14 protein-coding genes are annotated in these 14,950 nt (G+C 37.5%); 12 read left to right on the forward strand and 2 right to left on the reverse strand.

Annotation, left to right across the window (positions count from 1 at the left end):
• Nucleotides 1-27 precede the first annotated feature (27 nt).
• Together ACZ47N_RS00215 and recN are read left to right on the forward strand one after the other, a co-directional pair.
• Nucleotides 28-477: an arginine repressor gene (locus ACZ47N_RS00215; protein ID WP_464887127.1), complete on the forward strand. Its 450-nt coding sequence runs from the start codon at nt 28-30 to the stop codon at nt 475-477.
• A 29-nt stretch (nt 478-506) separates the two neighbouring features.
• Entirely contained in the window at nt 507-2,198 is a 1,692-nt protein-coding gene (gene recN, locus ACZ47N_RS00220; protein ID WP_464887128.1) for a DNA repair protein RecN, read from the forward strand.
• Here the strand turns inward: recN and ACZ47N_RS00225 are convergent.
• Nucleotides 2,179-2,847: a regulatory protein RecX gene (locus ACZ47N_RS00225; protein WP_464887129.1), complete on the reverse strand. Its 669-nt coding sequence runs from the start codon at nt 2,845-2,847 to the stop codon at nt 2,179-2,181. The genes recN and ACZ47N_RS00225 overlap by 20 nt on opposite strands.
• A gap of 145 nt (nt 2,848-2,992) precedes the next feature.
• On the opposite strand from ACZ47N_RS00225, the gene ACZ47N_RS00230 reads away from it, so the two are divergent.
• The 10 genes from ACZ47N_RS00230 to lexA all read left to right on the forward strand — a co-directional run bounded on the left by ACZ47N_RS00230 (nt 2,993) and on the right by lexA (nt 13,642).
• Nucleotides 2,993-3,532, forward strand: coding sequence for an NUDIX domain-containing protein (locus ACZ47N_RS00230; RefSeq protein ID WP_464887130.1), 540 nt, complete (start codon nt 2,993-2,995; stop codon nt 3,530-3,532).
• Nucleotides 3,533-3,554: 22 nt separating this feature from the next.
• On the forward strand, nt 3,555-4,442 hold the full coding sequence (gene xerD / locus ACZ47N_RS00235) for a site-specific tyrosine recombinase XerD (protein ID WP_464887131.1): 888 nt from the start codon (nt 3,555-3,557) through the stop codon (nt 4,440-4,442).
• Nucleotides 4,443-4,486: 44 nt separating this feature from the next.
• A complete protein-coding gene (locus ACZ47N_RS00240; RefSeq protein ID WP_464887132.1) occupies nt 4,487-5,677 on the forward strand; it encodes a phosphopentomutase in 1,191 nt (396 codons plus the stop codon).
• Nucleotides 5,678-5,714: 37 nt separating this feature from the next.
• A complete protein-coding gene (locus ACZ47N_RS00245; RefSeq protein WP_464887133.1) occupies nt 5,715-7,022 on the forward strand; it encodes a pyrimidine-nucleoside phosphorylase in 1,308 nt (435 codons plus the stop codon).
• Nucleotides 7,023-7,064: 42 nt separating this feature from the next.
• A complete protein-coding gene (locus tag ACZ47N_RS00250) occupies nt 7,065-9,686 on the forward strand; it encodes a CBS domain-containing protein (protein WP_464887134.1) in 2,622 nt (873 codons plus the stop codon).
• Nucleotides 9,686-10,312 carry a site-2 protease family protein gene (locus ACZ47N_RS00255; protein ID WP_464887135.1) on the forward strand — a complete coding sequence of 209 codons (627 nt, stop codon included), beginning with the start codon at nt 9,686-9,688 and terminating at the stop codon, nt 10,310-10,312. The genes ACZ47N_RS00250 and ACZ47N_RS00255 overlap by 1 nt, the downstream gene beginning before the upstream one ends.
• A gap of 50 nt (nt 10,313-10,362) precedes the next feature.
• Nucleotides 10,363-11,118, forward strand: a complete 756-nt coding sequence (locus ACZ47N_RS00260; protein ID WP_464887136.1) for a segregation and condensation protein A — start codon at nt 10,363-10,365, stop codon at nt 11,116-11,118.
• A gap of 3 nt (nt 11,119-11,121) precedes the next feature.
• Entirely contained in the window at nt 11,122-11,694 is a 573-nt protein-coding gene (gene scpB, locus ACZ47N_RS00265; protein WP_464887137.1) for an SMC-Scp complex subunit ScpB, read from the forward strand.
• A 96-nt stretch (nt 11,695-11,790) separates the two neighbouring features.
• Nucleotides 11,791-12,918, forward strand: a complete 1,128-nt coding sequence (locus ACZ47N_RS00270) for a tyrosine-type recombinase/integrase (protein ID WP_464887138.1) — start codon at nt 11,791-11,793, stop codon at nt 12,916-12,918.
• 100 nt (nt 12,919-13,018) lie between these two features.
• On the forward strand, nt 13,019-13,642 hold the full coding sequence (lexA, locus tag ACZ47N_RS00275) for a transcriptional repressor LexA (protein WP_464887139.1): 624 nt from the start codon (nt 13,019-13,021) through the stop codon (nt 13,640-13,642).
• On the opposite strand, the gene ACZ47N_RS00280 is transcribed toward lexA, so the two are convergent.
• Nucleotides 13,639-14,919 (reverse strand): methionine gamma-lyase family protein, encoded by a 1,281-nt coding sequence (locus ACZ47N_RS00280; RefSeq protein WP_464887140.1) that lies wholly within the window; start codon nt 14,917-14,919, stop codon nt 13,639-13,641. The genes lexA and ACZ47N_RS00280 overlap by 4 nt on opposite strands.
• Nucleotides 14,920-14,950 lie beyond the last annotated feature (31 nt).

Below are 14,950 nucleotides of genomic sequence, written 5' to 3' on the forward strand. Positions count from 1 at the left end.
GATTGACAGCAGAAGAAGGAGGGTAACATGAAATATATTCGTCAAGCTAAGATTCTGGAGATTATCAGTCAAAGAGATATTGAAACCCAGGAAGAATTGACTAGCACGCTAAAAGACCTAGGACTAAAGGTGACTCAAGCCACGGTATCAAGAGATATTAAAGAATTACATTTAATTAAGCAAATGTCACGAAGTGGTCGGTATAAATATACGGCTATGGGTAGCCAGGAGTCCATGTTAACAGAACGCTTGGTTCGACTCTTTAAAGAATCCATTGTATCGATCGATCATTCTGGTAATATCATTGTCATTAAAACCATTGTGGCCGCAGGACAAGCGGCGGCTTCTGCCATAGACGCTGCAAATTTCGAAGAAGTGGTTGGCACGATTGCTGGAGATGACACCATCTTTGTTTTAATTCGTAATGAAGATGAAGTAGAAGCTATTAAGCAACGGTTCAGAGAACTGACTGAATAATAAGGGGACATCCTATTGGAGGACGAATGATGCTGATCGAATTGGATATCAGGGATTTTGCGCTCATAAATCATGTGACACTTACTTTCCATAAAGGCTTTACGGTATTAACTGGTGAAACCGGTGCTGGAAAGTCAATTATTATTGATGCAGTAAGTTTGTGCCTTGGAGGCCGAGGAGACCGGACATTGGTAAAATCTGGCGCTGAAAAAGCTCGTATTCAGGCAGTTTATGATGTGAATGGATATGAGGACGTCCAATTAATGCTTCGTGACCTTGGTGTGGATCTAGGCGACGATCAACAGCTAATTGTGAACCGAGATTTGTTTAGTAATGGTAGAAGCATCTGTCGATTAAATGGCTTAACGGTTACTCAACAAATTCTTAAAAGAATTATGAGTCGTCTCATGGATATTCATGGCCAACATGAACATCAGTCCTTGTTAGACCAAAGCCGACATATTGGAATGTTGGATACTTATGGTGGACATATGCTTGAATCTTTAAAAAACGAATATCGAATGCATTACCAAAGAATCCTAACTCTTAAGAAAGAATTGCAAGGTTTTGGTACTAGTGATCAGGAACGAGCGAGACAACTGGATTTTTTGCAAGTTCAAATGGACGAGATCGATGATGCAAACCTGACGATTGATGAAGAAGCTGAATTACAAGAAAGAAATGAATTCTTAAGGCACGGCCAACAAATCTTTCAGATTCTTGGTGGTTTTCATGAAGGCGTCTATGAAGGGGGAGAAGCTCCTTCTGCCTTAGATTTGCTGGGTCAGCATGTTAAAGATCTATTTCAATTAACGCATTTAAGTAAACCACTGGAATCCTTTTCTTCTAGGGCAGAAGAAATTAGGGTGAATCTAGAAGAACTCTGTCGAGATATTCGTTCCTATCATGAACAAGTAGACTTTCTTCCAGAAGAACTTGAATCTATTCAGCAACGTTTAGAGCTTATTAGTCAGTTAAAACGTAAGTATGGATCCAGTATCGAAGAAATCTTAACTTTTCGTAATGCTTTACAAGATGAGATGGATGAATTGATTAATAGTACAGAAAAATACCAACAAACCATAGAAAAACTGGCTGTTGAACAGGAATCTGCCAAGGCCTTAGCCAATAAACTTTCGAAGTTAAGAAAAGAAACAGCTAAGCAATTACAGAAAGAAATGGTCGGCATTCTAGTAACATTGAATATGGGGAAAGTTTCATTTTCTGTTGATCATCAAAAAGTGGACTTAAAAGAATCTGGTATGGATGAGATATCTTTTATGATTTCTACCAATTTAGGGGAACCCATGAAGCCTTTGTCCAAAATTGCTTCTGGTGGTGAAATGTCCCGCATTATGTTGGCTTTTAAAACTCTATTTGCTCGTATTGATGCCATTCCTACCCTGATTTTCGATGAAATTGATACTGGCATTAGTGGTCGCACCGCTCAAGTTTTAGGCGAAAAATTGGCTTATGTATCCCAAAGTCATCAGGTGATTTGCATTACCCATTTGGCCCAGATTGCAGCCATGGCTCAACATCATTTTCAAATTGAAAAAAATGAACATGGTAAAAAAACAAGTGTCCGTGTAAAAACGCTTCTGGAAGAAGAGCGATTGCATGAACTAGGTCGTCTTCTAGATGGAACTGTTACAGAGATTACCCTAGAGCATGCAAGAGAAATGTTGAATGCCTCTCAATCTAGTTATCATCCTTCATAAGGGAAGCGAGTAACTGATGAATCAAATCTCCATCATATCCTTTTTGATAGAGTGATTGCATCACTTTAGACCGTATGATCCGACGGTCTTTCTCTTTTTTTGACCATTTAATGTATAATTTTTCTGCATCGACTCTTGCTTTGTTCTTTCGAATATCATTATGTTCTTCGTAAAGCTGATAAATATCTTTGTTGTCCTCTATCCAGCGAAGGGTTTTCTGTATCACTTCTTGATCAAATCCTTTGCTCATTAGCTGACGACTCATTTTTTCTTGTATTTTGCGCCAAGGTAGTTTTGCAGACTGTTTTACAAGTTTTCGAGCTAATAGGACGGCTTTTTTTTCATCTACCTGATTATGATAACTTTCTATATGCTGACTAATCAGCTCGTCGTCGATCCCTTTATGACGCACTTTTCCCTTAATAGTGTTCTTTCCCTTTCCAGGATTAGCAAGAATACTTTCTGTAACCTGTTTCATATAGGCATCATCATTCACATATCCGTAGTCCATCAGTCGGTGAAGAGCTTCTGTAATTTCAGATTCTGTGTATGCTTTATCCCTTAGATGCTGTTGGACTTCACTTTTAGTTCTTGAACGCCAAGATAGATAATGTAGTGCACGAGACAGGGCTGATTCTTTTTCTTGCATAAAAAAATTCCTTTCTTTATTCGATATATAAATAGTATAACCTTATTGTACATGCTTTGTTGTCCTTGTCAACAACTGTAAAAACAGGTATGATAGAAGAAACTAGGCCATTGGATAATGGATTGTTTTTGAGGGGGAGTTGTTGGTGGAAGAAAAAACACTAAAAAGCCAAAAAATCTATGAAGGAAAAATTCTAACACTTCGATTAGATACAGTTGAATTACCAGATAAAAAATATTCTAAAAGAGAAATTGTCGAACATTCTGGAGCTGCAGCTGTTGTACCTATCACAAAGGATGGAAATGTGATTCTTGTCCGACAGTATCGCAAGCCAGTGGAATCTATATTGTTGGAAATACCAGCAGGACGATTGGAACAAGATGAAAATCCATTGACTTGTGCCAAAAGAGAGTTGGCGGAAGAAACTGGTTATTCGGCCAACTGTTACGAAGAAATCCTTAGTTACTACACAAGTCCTGGTTTTTCAGATGAAATTATCCATATTTTTCTAGCTCATGATTTAGAATCAGGCAAAGCAAGGCCAGATGAAGATGAATATTTAGAAGTTCTTGAAGTCCCTTTTGAAGAATTAGTAGAGAGGATTATGAGAGGTGAAATCAAGGATAGTAAAACGATCATTGGTGTTTTAAGTGCGATGAACAAAATAAAAGAACAACAAAAATAAATGTATAGAAAAGGAGAACGTTATGGTTCGTTTGCTAGATGATTTTTCTGAGTTCTTAATCAACAACCGTAAACTTTCTTATAATACGGCTGTTTCTTACACTCGTGATATTAAACAATTAATCAATTTTTTGAAGGTGAGGGAAGTTGCCACACCACAAGAAGTCAATCAAACAACGCTCATAAGCTACTGCTTGGAATTGGAGCAGGAGGGAAGAGCCTCTTCAACGATTGCTCGAAACATTGCCAGTATTCGGTGTTTTTTTCATTTTTTGACCAAGGAAAAACACATTGATGAAAACCCATCTTTAATGCTGGAGGCTCCAAAATGTGAGAAAAGATCGCCACAAAGCCTTTCTACTGAGAATATACAGCGATTATTAGAACAGCCGGATACAGATACGTTTAAGGGCTCTCGAGATCGGGCCATGCTAGAAATACTTTATGCCACAGGCATACGAGTAACAGAGCTGATTAACTTGAAACTAGAAGACGTGAATTTAGCCATGGGATTTCTTAATTGTAAAGGAAGTCGTGGAAAATCTAGAATTATTCCTCTAGGAGGAGAAGCAGTCAAGGCTTTGAAGGATTATATCGAAAAACACTGGAGTCAACAGAATCTGCTAGAAATGGAAAATCAATTATTTCTGAATGTAAAAGGAAAACCTATGTCACGACAAGGTTTTTGGAAAATCATGAAAAGTTATGCTGCCGCGGCCAGCATAAAGGTAGAAATCACACCGCATACTCTAAGGCATTCTTTTGCTACCCACTTAATAGAGAACGGTGCTGATTTAAAATCTGTGCAGGAAATGATGGGTCATTCAGACATTTCAACCACACAAATTTACGCCCAAATGATTAAGTCAAAATTAAGAGATGTATATAGTAAAACGCATCCAAGGGCCTAATACCACATTAGCTATGCTAAATTTTACGGAAGGTGTGTATATAAATGATTAATCGTGTTTTATTATTAATTCTGGATAGTGTAGGTATTGGAGCATTGCCAGATGCAGATCTGTTTAATGATGCAGGTGCTGACACCTTAGGGAATATGGCTCGAAAAACCGGTGGTCTTCATCTTCCAAATCTACAAAAACTCGGTCTTGGTAACATCCATGGAGTAGATGTGATTGAAGGAGTTCAGCAACCAATGGGAGCCTATGGAAGAGCCTCTGAACTTTCTATGGGTAAAGATACAACCACAGGTCATTGGGAAATTGCGGGTCTGCATATAGAAAAACCTTTTCAAACTTTTCCAGATGGATTTCCTGAAGAAGTAATGAGTTTATTTGAGAAACGAATCGGAAGAAAAACTTTAGGGAATTATCCCGCTTCCGGAACGGCTATTATTGAAGAATTGGGACCGGAACATATGGAATCGGCTTATCCTATTGTATATACCTCTGCAGACAGCGTATTTCAAATTGCTGCTCACGAAGAAATTATCCCTATTGATGAACTCTACCGTATGTGTGAGATTGCCCGTGAAATCATGAGAGGTGATTATGCCTTAGCACGAATTATCGCAAGGCCTTTTATTGGCAATGTCGGAAGTTTCACCAGAACTCATCGAAGAAAGGATTATTCCCTTACGCCTCCTTCTCCAACAGTGCTGGATTATTGCAAAGATGCTGGCTATCCTGTAGTGGCTGTTGGTAAGATCGAAGATATCTTCAATGGAAAAGGAATTACTCACTCAGTTCACACTAAGAGTAATATGGATGGTATAGATCAAATGATTCATATGATGCAAAAGTATTCAACGGGTTTAATTTTTACAAATCTTGTGGATTTTGATATGAAGTATGGGCATCGAAGAGATGCAAAAGGATATCGTAATGCTTTGGAAGAAGCAGATCATCGAATTCCAGAAATTTTGAAAATCATGAAGCCAGATGATATACTTATCATTACGGCAGATCACGGGAACGATCCTACCTTTAGAGGAACAGATCATACCCGTGAATATGTGCCTATATTAGCTTTGGGTGACGCTGTTAATGCTGGAACAGATATTGGAACCCGAAAAACCTTTGCAGATATCGGGAGTACGGTTGCGGACTTACTGAATACAAAAGATACAAAGATTGGTACCAGCTTTGCCGATTGCATTTTAATGAATCCGAGGACTTTAAGATGATTTTGTATTTAAAACGGAATAGGAAAGGACTTTTGATATGAAAATCCTAGAACTTATCTACCGAAAAAGAAATGGTGAAGAGTTAAGCAAAGAAGAAATCAATTTTTTTATCAAAGGAGTTACTGAAGATAAATTTCCGGATTATCAAGTGGCTGCCTTTTTAATGGCATTGTATTTTCAAAAAATGAGCGACCAAGAAACCGCTGATTTAACTGAAGCGATGATGAACTCTGGAGATCGGATTTGTCTTGACGGAATTGATGGCACTAAGGTGGATAAGCACAGTACTGGTGGAGTTGGAGATAAAACAACCATAGCCCTTGGACCAATGGTGGCGGCTTTAGGAATTCCTGTGGCTAAAATGTCTGGGCGTGGTTTAGGTCATACAGGTGGAACTATTGATAAATTAGAAGCCTTCAAAGGCATGGAAACAGAAATGACCATCGAATCCTTTATTCAGCGAGTGAATGAACTTCACCTGGCAGTTGCTGGTCAAACTGCAAATTTGGCTCCTGCGGATAAAAAGCTATATGCCTTGCGAGACGTAACGGCAACGATAGAAAACATTTCATTAATTGCCAGTAGCATTATGTCTAAAAAACTTGCTTCTGGCGCAGATGCTATCGTTTTAGATGTAAAATTCGGATCTGGTGCTTTTATGAAATCCATTGAAGATGCTAAGCATTTAGCCAACTCTATGGTGAGTATTGGTAAGAACTTAGACCGAAAAGTAGTAGCACTTGTAACGGATATGGATCAGCCTTTAGGGTATGCCGTAGGGAATACATTAGAAGTCATAGAAGCCATTAATGTATTAAAAGGAAAAGGGCCACAAGATGTAACAGATCTATGTATTGAACTAGGCGCTTATATGTTACTATTAGCAGAAAAAGCAGATTCGGTAGAAAGGGCAAGAATAATGATGGTAGAAAGTATTGCCAGCGGAAAAGCATTGGCTAAATTGAAAGCCTTTGTAAGGGAACAAGGCGGCGATATTGGAATTATTGAAGATAGTAGTTCCTACTGCCAAACAACTTATCAAAAAGAAGTGTTTCTAGGTGCAGAGGGCTATGTCCAGGAGATTCATGCTGAAATGATCGGAAAAGCAGCCTTGGCTTTAGGCGCTGGTCGAACGCAAAAAGATAGTATCATCGACCTTGATGTCGGACTTGTTCTTAAAAAGAAACGCTGCGACTATGTTGCCAAAGGAGATGCAGTTGCTACTCTCTATGCCAATGAAGCCAATAGAATTCCTGAAGCCATGGAATGGATTCAAAAATCCTATTGCCTATCTGGCCAGAAACCGAAACAAAGAGATATGATTCAAGGGATTATAACAACCTAATAACGAAATATTTATGGCTATCCATGTGAAAGGGTGTCTTTCATGAAGCTGATCACCAGTCATCAAAACCTTGATTTTGACGGACTTGCCAGTATGGTAGCCTGTTCTAAATTATACCCGGATGCGGTGATGGCTTTTTCTGGAAATTTAGAACAGGAAGTCAAACGTTTTTACACGTTTTATAAAAATGCTTTGTCCATACGATTCTCGAATAAAATTAAAACAGAGCATGTAACCAGTCTTATTATAGTAGACATTCATACCTCCGATCGAATTGGCAAATTCAAACAGATTGTGGAGGATGTTCCGATTAAAATATTTGATCATCATTTTCCAAATGATAAAGCGATTCCAGGTGCGGAGCTTCATATGAAAAAATATGGTGCATGCATTTCGATTCTCATTGAAGAACTAATGAATCGGAATATTTCTATTAATCCTTTTGAGGCAACTTTATTCGCTCTAGGGCTTTATGCGGATACCAATTGCCTAACTTTTTCCAATACAACGAGTCATGATGCTAAAGCTTTATCCTTTCTATTGGAAAATGACGCCAATTTAGAAATTATCAACGAATACATTCAAGATACATGGAGTCCGGATCACGAAGAACTATTTTCCATGTTACTACAAAATTCAGAAACCATGAGAATCAACCATTTTAGGGTGGCAATTGCCACTTTTTCTAGCCCTCATTTTGTGAATGAAGTGGGCATTATAGCCAATAAAATCTTAGATGTCTTGCGAGTGGATGCGGTTTTTGTGATTGTTCGAATGGAAACTCGTTGTTACATCATTGGTCGAAGCATGGAAGACAATATCAATATTCCCTTTGTTCTGAAGGATTTCAAAGGGGCTGGTCATCCTCGAGCAGCATCGGCTACTGTTCGTGAAGGAGACCCTTCTGAAATAAAAAAAGAGCTGGTGGAAGAACTAAACAAACGAATTACACCTCAAGTGGTTGCCAAAGAAATTATGAGTTGGCCCGTCAAATCATTAGATCAGGAGATTTCTATTCATGAAGCAAACCGTATTATGTTGCGTTATGGACATACAGGGATGCCAGTAATTGATGAAGAGAAAAGAATTTCTGGGATTATTTCACGAACAGATATTGAAAAAGCCATGAATCATGGGTTGGGCCATGCGCCTTTAAAAGCTTTTATGAGTCATGATGTGGTAACCATAGAACCTGTTACTTCATTAAATGAGATTAACGAGTTATTGGTGACACATAATATCGGAAGGCTTCCTGTCGTTGAAGATGGTCATCTAACTGGTATTGTTACTCGTACAGATCTGTTAAAATACTTACATGGATTCAATACCGCTTATTGGTATGAGAAAATATTTAATGATACCAGTGAACAGATCTATCAATGTTCGGAGGCTATAGCAGAATTACCTCTTAAAATCAGAGAACTACTGACTATTGCGGGTCAAATAGGTGACTCCTTGGATCAGCGGGTATATGTGGTAGGTGGATTTGTTCGTGATTTGCTACTAAAAACCGATAATTGGGATTTAGATTTTGTAACAGAAGGAGATGGTATCCAATATGCCAGAGCCCTTAACAATAGGCTTGGTGGTAATCTGACAGAATACAGTGAATTTGGTACAGCTGTTATAAAATTGCCACAGTTTATTTCTCTCGATATTGTTACAGCACGACGAGAGTATTATGAATATCCTGCTGCTCTACCGAAGGTGGAGAGAAGTAATATTTGGAGCGATTTATTTCGTCGGGACTTTACGATTAACTGTATGGCGATTATTTTGAATGAGCATCACTTTGGTGAAATGATTGATTATTTTGGTGGCATGAAGGACCTTCAAAACAAACAAATTCGCGTATTATATAATTTGAGCTTTATTGAAGATCCTACTAGGATTTTTCGAGCGATACGATTTGCTTCTCGATTTGGATTTGTCATTGAAAAATCAACTCGACATTATATCGAACAGGCCATTCATGCGGATATGATTGAAAAATTAAGCAATGATCGAATTCGAGAAGAGATGATGCATATTATCCGAGAGCAGGATGTTCTAGATCAGAGCTTACAGCTCATGAATAGTTTGGATGTGTTTAAAGCTCTGGATTCGGCCTTGAGTATTAGCAATGAAATAATTCGAAAAGTAAAAAACATTCGTTTTTCTTTAGAAGGCTTTCGACAATTATCCAGAAAACCATTTAATCAGACTATCGTGATGATGATGCAATTAGTAGCAGAAGTAGAGGAAGAAAATTTAATTAGAGTCTTAAAAAAATTAATTGCCAATGAAACCTTAACCCTATCCATCGCTCAATCCATGAAAAAAAAGCATCGTATCTATCAGATTTTAAATCAAGAAGAAGTGGATCGTTATACCATCTACGAAACCCTTAAACCTCATACAGATGAGGCATTGATTTTTTTCTACAACGATTCAGAAAACCCTTATATTCGACATTACATTGCTTTTTATAAATTAAAGCTGGCAAGCATTGAACGGAGTGTTACTGGAGCAGATCTTCAATCTATGGGTATTAAACCTGGACCAGTATATAAGCGTATTCTAGATAGTGTATTGAAAGCAAAAGTAATGGGTACGATCTATGATCGTAAAAGCGAACTTGAATTCACTAAAAAAATGTACCAAAGGTTAAAAGGAGGAACTTAATGTTTAATTTGGATCCAACTAGAATTATCATGATATTACCTGGAATTCTTCTAGGGCTAACCATACACGAATTTTCTCATGGATACATGGCTTTTTTACTGGGAGATAATACTGCGAAAAACAATGGTCGTTTAACCTTGAATCCTATGGCTCATATTGATCCTATTGGATTTATGATGCTTATTTTTGCGGGTTTTGGATGGGCAAAACCAGTTCCAATTAACCCCTATTTCTTTTCAGATCGCCGTAAAGGAACTTTTCTGGTTTCAATTGCTGGACCTGCCTCCAACATATTGATGGCAATCCTGCTAACTACACTTTTAGGAATCCTCATGCGGACCATTGGTGTTGGCTTTGCCATGCAACAAGTAGTCTTATCTGCTATTTCAATAAACTTAGTTTTAGCTGTGTTTAACATGTTTCCAATTCCACCCCTGGATGGTTCAAAAATCCTAATGTCTCTTTTTCCATCGCAATTTGAAGAGACTTTTTATCAGATAGAACAGTATTCAGTGATTATTTTAATGCTTCTGCTGGTTTTTGGTGTGATTCGGAATATCTTATTTCCTATTGTAGGCGCACTATATAATCTGCTTATGCTTTACCTTAGTTTCCTGATTTTTTAACTGGATTTTAAAGGGTGTGCTTGATTTATGATAGAAACGAAGGTGTGTATATGGCCTATCAACTAAAACTCAAGGTATTTGAAGGACCGCTGGATTTGCTATATCATCTAATCCAGGAGAATGAAATTGATATCTATGATATTCCGATTCATGAGATTACGGATCAGTATATGGCCTATTTACAACAGATGAATTCGCTGGATATGGAAGTAACCAGCGAATTTTTAGTGATGGCTGCAACACTCATGGAGATTAAATCCAGAATGCTTCTCCCAAACATGGGTGCTAACATCGAAGAGAAAGAAGAAGTAGAAGATCCTAGAGACATACTTGTGGCTAAATTATTGGAATACAAAGGATTTAAAATAGCAGCCCAAGAACTAAAACAAAAAGAATCGAGTCAACCTACTATATTTTTTAAAAATCAAGAAGATCTTAGTTCTTTTTCCAAGGATCTCACCACAACAGATGGTCCAATAATGGAAGAAGTAGATCTTTGTGAATTAAGGGATATTTTTGAAAAGATCCTCCAACAGGCCTCTCATCGGGATGTACTAGAGTATAAACCAAAACCAATTTATGTGGAACGAGAAGTGTATCAAGTGTCCCAGCAAATCAAGAAAATTAAGAGAGCCTTAAGATCTTCATCAAAACCTTTATCCTTTGAACGTTTTTTTATGTCCTTAGAGTGTCGTCAAGAAATGGTGGTGACTTTTTTAGCTCTACTAGAAATGAGCCATAAAGGAACTATAAGAATTAGCATGAACCAACAATTGATGGATGCAGAAATAAAGGAAGTGACTTAAATCGTGGGGAAAGAACAAAAAAAAGCAGTTCTAGAAGCTCTTTTATTTGCATGGGGTGAACCTATCGCAGCCAAGGAATTATCCAAAGCCACGGGTTATTCCTATCAAGAAGTTGTAGACTTACTAAAAGCAATGGAAGAAGATTATAAGTTTTATCATCGCGGTATTGGTTTAATCCGCATGGAGGATCATTATCAAATTGCTACGAATCCAGTCTATGCAGAATATATTCAAAGGCTAATAGCACCTAGAAAACAAAAATCTCTTTCTCAGGCGGCTTTAGAGGTGCTTTCAATTATTGCATATCGACAACCCATCACCCGTTCTATGGTAGATGATATACGTGGTGTTAAATCGGATCATGCCATAAAAACTCTGTTGGACAAAAACCTAATCGAAGAAAAGGGTCGCTTGGATAAAATCGGAAAACCAATTATATTTGGGACCTCCCATGTTTTTTTAAAAGCCTATGGCCTAGAGTCTATAAATGATTTACCGCCTTTAGAGTCATTTGAGCTATCAGAGATAGACAAAGTGGAAGATCATAACCCTAAGAGCGTTAATGATGATGAATAGTAGGTACTATCAACTTTTGATCATTGCCTACTATTCTTTAAATGTATATTTAGGGAATAGTTTGTGATATTGAGTTTTTCAGAAAGGAGTTTCTTAATGAGTAAAGAATTCCGGGTTCATAATAAAACGGATAAGCCAGATCATGTGGTCATTCAAGAACAAAGAATCATTCAGCGGTGCCTTGTCATTGAATCTAGATTGCCACCATTTTTAAATGATTTTTTTCTTTACCTCAAAAGTGCTGTTGCGGTTACAACTCGTTTGGCATACTTAGAGGACATCTACTTCTTCTGTCAATACTTAGTGAAAGAAACGCCTAAAACAAAAGCTTCCAAACCTACGCTTATTACATTAGAGGATTTTCAACAAATAAGTGCAAAAGATATTAATCAGTTTCTTGGTCAATACTGTAGTAGATATGTGCTAGAGCACGAAGACTCGATTCGCATCATAGAAAATCACCAACGATCTTTAGCAAGAAAAAAGTCTTCTCTTTCTGTTATGTTTAAAAACCTATTTCGAGATGAATTGCTTCCTCGTAATATTACTGATGGGTTTAATCCTATACAATTACCAAAACCTCAACCAGATGCTATAAAAAGACTTGATATTAATGAAGTGGTGCAACTTCTTGAAATGGTAGAATCTGGTGATCAGCTCACTGATAAAGAAAAACGCTATTGGAACAAAACAAAACTAAGGGATCGAGCAATTTTAGTGCTATTTTTAACTTACGGATTACGTTTAAATGAACTACACCAGCTCAATATATCATCTTTTAATTTTAGTCGTGGTGAATTTAAAATTTATCGTAAGCGAGGAAAAGAAACTTTAATGCCCATAAACTATTCCTGTGAGGATGTGATTACAACATATTTAAAACATGAGCGACTTCCAAAAGAATCTATCCCCGCGGAACATCAAGATGCGCTTTTTTTATCGCTACAAAAGAAGCGAATGACGGTGAGAGCCATTCGAAATATGGTAAAAAAATATACGGCATTTATATTAGGAACATCTGCTTCCCAAGGGTATAGTCCTCATAAGTTAAGAGCAACAGCTGCTACTTCTTTAATTCAGCAAGGTTTTTCTATTTTTGATGTTCAAAACTTAATGGATCATGAAAATGTTGCGACAACCCAACTCTATGCGGCTCATCGAAAAGATGTAAAGAGAGAATTGATTAAAAATTTCGAATGGATTGATCATCAAAACCAAGAGTAAATCAACGAACATAAGAACATCTGTTTTAATACGACTCTGATTATGATATAATAATATTGTTCTAAAAGATAACGCTCGAATTAAGGAAGGAGAAAGAACTTTGTTATACGAAGATCTTACCACTAAACAAAAAAGTGTTCTTGATTATTTAAAAGAAATGGTATACAAACGGGGATACCCACCATCAGTACGAGAAATTTGCAACGCAGTGAACTTAAAGTCTACTTCAACGGTCCATAACCATCTTACAAATCTAGAAAAAAAGGGATTTATCAAGCGAGACCCCACAAAACCTAGGGCCATAGAAATTATGGATTATCCTTTTCAAGAACAAAGCATAAAGAAACAAATGGTACATGTCCCTATTGTTGGGAAAGTAACTGCAGGAGAGCCTATACTGGCTAATGAGAATATTGAAGATGTTTTCCCACTTCCGAAAGATTTTATGGAAACTAGTGAAGACCTGTTTATTTTAAAAGTCGAAGGATGCTCTATGATTGATGCTGGTATTTTAAATGGTGATAATGTAATTGTCAAGAAACAGAATACAGCTCAAAATGGTGATATTGTTGTTGCTCTATTAGAAGACGAAGCCACTGTAAAACGGTTCTATAAAGAAAAGCAAGGATTCCGACTTCAGCCGGAAAACACTGAAATGGAACCCCTTATCGTAAAAGAAGTGATGGTTTTAGGAAAAGTGGTTGGCTTACTTCGACGCTTTTAAGAAAAAACTTTTAGATGTTGTAGTGCTTTCATAACCCCTAATTTTGCGTGAGCATAGGTGAGTCCACCTTGAAAGTATACATGATAGGGTGGTTTCATAGGACCATCAGCACTGAGTTCAATAGAGGAACCCTGAATAAATGCGCCTGCAGCCATGATTACCGAATCTTTGTACCCCGGCATCTCCCATGGCATGGGCGTTACAAAGGAGTCCACAGGAGCTGCTTCCTGAATGCCTTTACAGAAAGCAATTAATTTATCTGGACAAGCAAGGCGGATTGCTTGAATAATATCGCTACGTGGCTCTTCTGGTTCTGGCTTCACGATATATCCTTGATCCTGAAAAACAGCTGCTGCTAAAATAGCTCCTTTTACAGCTTCTGATACAACGGAAGGTGCTAAAAAGAGACCCTGAAGTACTAAACGGGTAGTACCAAAAGTTAAGCCACATTCCTTTCCTATACCAGGTGCGGTTAACCGCTGAGCTGTTTTTTCTACTAAATGAGCTTTACCAGCAATATAGCCACCAGTTAAAGCGATGCCACCACCTGGATTTTTAATAAGAGATCCGGCCATGATATCTACACCAATGCTAGTAGGTTCCCTCTTTTCTAGAAATTCACCGTAACAGTTGTCTACCATGATTATGGTATGTGGCAACTGTTTTTTTATGCAATAAACAATCTTCTCCATTTCTTCAATGGTTAAAGCTGGTCTGAAGCTATACCCAGTAGAACGTTGTAAATAAATAAGTTTTGGTTTTAATTCTCTCATTTTTTTGACAAGCAAATCCTGGTCCACCTTGCCAGTAGTTGTTAGTTCAATTTGCTCATAATGTACACCTAAATTTTTTAAACTCTGCTCATCATTTCCCTCTATGCCAATGAGTTGGTGCAGAGTATCGTAAGGAGCTCCAGTGATCGATAGCATGGTATTACCTGGATCTAACAATGAAGAAAGACAAAGGCATAAAGCATGAGTACCATTTACGATGTTGGGTCGAACCAGAGCATCTTCTGCATCGAAAACATCTGCATAAATTGCTTCTGTTTTTTCTCGTCCTAAATCATTATACCCATATCCTGTTGTCCAATGAAAATGCTGATCGCTTAATCCGTGTTTTTGCATGGAATGAATTACTTTATACTGGTTTTCTTCTTTGATGTGATTTAATTCCAGAAAAATAGAAGCCACGTTTTTCTCCGAGGCTTCTACTTTTTGAATAATTTCCGGACTAATTTGATATGTTTTTTGAAGATACGAAGACATAATTATCATCCTTTTATTAATCATCTTTTGTCTACAATTT

Source organism: Tindallia texcoconensis (genome assembly GCF_055383815.1).

Excerpts from the sequence above, each read along its gene's own strand:
- ACZ47N_RS00215 (WP_464887127.1), top strand. The coding sequence starts at position 28 with ATGAAATATATTCGTCAAGCTAAGATTCTGGAGATTATCAGTCAAAGA.
- recN (WP_464887128.1), top strand. The coding sequence starts at position 507 with ATGCTGATCGAATTGGATATCAGGGATTTTGCGCTCATAAATCATGTG.
- ACZ47N_RS00225 (WP_464887129.1), bottom strand. The coding sequence starts at position 2,847 with ATGCAAGAAAAAGAATCAGCCCTGTCTCGTGCACTACATTATCTATCT.
- xerD (WP_464887131.1), top strand. The coding sequence starts at position 3,555 with ATGGTTCGTTTGCTAGATGATTTTTCTGAGTTCTTAATCAACAACCGT.
- ACZ47N_RS00240 (WP_464887132.1), top strand. The coding sequence starts at position 4,487 with ATGATTAATCGTGTTTTATTATTAATTCTGGATAGTGTAGGTATTGGA.
- ACZ47N_RS00245 (WP_464887133.1), top strand. The coding sequence starts at position 5,715 with ATGAAAATCCTAGAACTTATCTACCGAAAAAGAAATGGTGAAGAGTTA.
- ACZ47N_RS00250 (WP_464887134.1), top strand. The coding sequence starts at position 7,065 with ATGAAGCTGATCACCAGTCATCAAAACCTTGATTTTGACGGACTTGCC.
- ACZ47N_RS00255 (WP_464887135.1), top strand. The coding sequence starts at position 9,686 with ATGTTTAATTTGGATCCAACTAGAATTATCATGATATTACCTGGAATT.
- ACZ47N_RS00260 (WP_464887136.1), top strand. The coding sequence starts at position 10,363 with ATGGCCTATCAACTAAAACTCAAGGTATTTGAAGGACCGCTGGATTTG.
- ACZ47N_RS00270 (WP_464887138.1), top strand. The coding sequence starts at position 11,791 with ATGAGTAAAGAATTCCGGGTTCATAATAAAACGGATAAGCCAGATCAT.
- ACZ47N_RS00280 (WP_464887140.1), bottom strand. The coding sequence starts at position 14,919 with ATGATAATTATGTCTTCGTATCTTCAAAAAACATATCAAATTAGTCCG.